This is a genomic window from Streptomyces sp. NH27 (assembly GCF_056859195.1).
On the sequence record NZ_JACEGK010000932.1, the window covers coordinates 1 to 1399 of the forward strand.

At 68.7% G+C, this 1399-nt stretch carries 1 protein-coding gene; it reads left to right on the plus strand.

Annotated elements, in window-relative coordinates:
- The first annotated feature begins 268 nt into the window (after positions 1-268).
- Positions 269-1363, plus strand: a complete 1095-nt coding sequence (locus AC13HU_RS37190) for an ISAs1 family transposase (RefSeq protein WP_483046419.1) — start codon at positions 269-271, stop codon at positions 1361-1363.
- Positions 1364-1399: the final 36 nt, after the last annotated feature.

The window sequence follows — 1399 nt, forward strand, 5'->3', positions numbered from 1 at the left end:
CAGGGCCATTGCGTGTTCGGGATCGGTCTGGTTCGCCGGTCTCGCGTATGACGTGACGTCATGTCCGGGTGTAGGTCGGGAAGTTCCCCGGGAAACAGAGCAGGCACGGAGCCGGTGATCATGTGGTTGTCGAGACCCATGAGAACCGAGCGAGACCGTGCCTGCCTGTACATCATCGCCCATGCCCGCCGGTCTGGGGCACCTGCCCCTCCAAAGCGCCCCGGTCACGGCTGAGGAAGCAGCTGACCTGCGTCGATTCCTTAGCCTCGTGCCTGATCCTCGCGGACTGCGGGGACGGAGGTATCCCGCCGTGGCGCTGCTGTGCGCGGCCAGCGCTGCGGTACTGACCGGCGCCCGCTCACTCATCGCGATCGGCGAATGGATCGCCGATGCCCCGCAGGCGGTCCTGGGCGTTCTCGGCTTCCCGGCCGACCCGCTCACCGGCATCCGGCCGGCGCCGCACGCGGCCACGGTCCGGCGCCTGCTCCAGCACGTCGACGGCGACGCACTGGACGCGGCTGTCGGCGCTTACCTCCAGGCCAGAACGCCACCGCCGGATCCGCCCGACGTGCCGCCGAAGCCTTCGCTGCGCGCGGTCGCGGTCGACGGTAAAACGGTCCGCGGCTCCCGCACAGCTACCACCACCGCGATCCAGCTGCTGGCCGCGATGGACCACCACGGCGTGGTCCTGGCCCAGCGGCAGATCGCCTCCAAGAGCAACGAAATCCCCGCCTTCCAGCCCCTGCTGGACACCATCGACCTCACCGACAGCGTGCTGACCGGCGACGCCCTGCACACCCAGCACGCCCACGGCGCCTACCTCCGCAAGCGCGGCGCCCACTACCTGGCCATCGTCAAGAAGAACCATCCCGGGCTATATACGCAGGTCAAGAAGCTGCCCTGGGCCGATATCCCGCTGGACCACCACTCCCGGGACAGGGCCCACCACCGTGACGAGATCCGCCGGCTCAAGGTCGCCGCGTTCCGTCACCTCGACTATCCCGGCGCCCGCCAGGCGATCCAGATCGTGCGCTGGCGACGCGAGCTGAGCACGGGCAAACTGAGCATCGAGCGGGTCTACCTGGTCACCAGCCTCGATGTCTCCGACGCCACCCCGGCCGAGCTCACCGCCTGGATCAGAGGCCACTGGGGCATCGAAAACCTCCTGCACCACGTCCGCGACCGCACCTTCCGCGAGGACGACTCCAAGGTCCGCACCGGCCACCTGCCCCGCACCATGGCCACCCTGCGCAACCTCGCCATCAGCGCCTTCCGCCAGAACGGCGAGCCCAACATCGCCGCTGCCCTCCGGAACGCCGGCCGCGACTACCGCCGACCTTTGTCCATCCTCGGCCTCACGTGATCAACCTGGACAGATCCCCATCACGCAATGACCTTG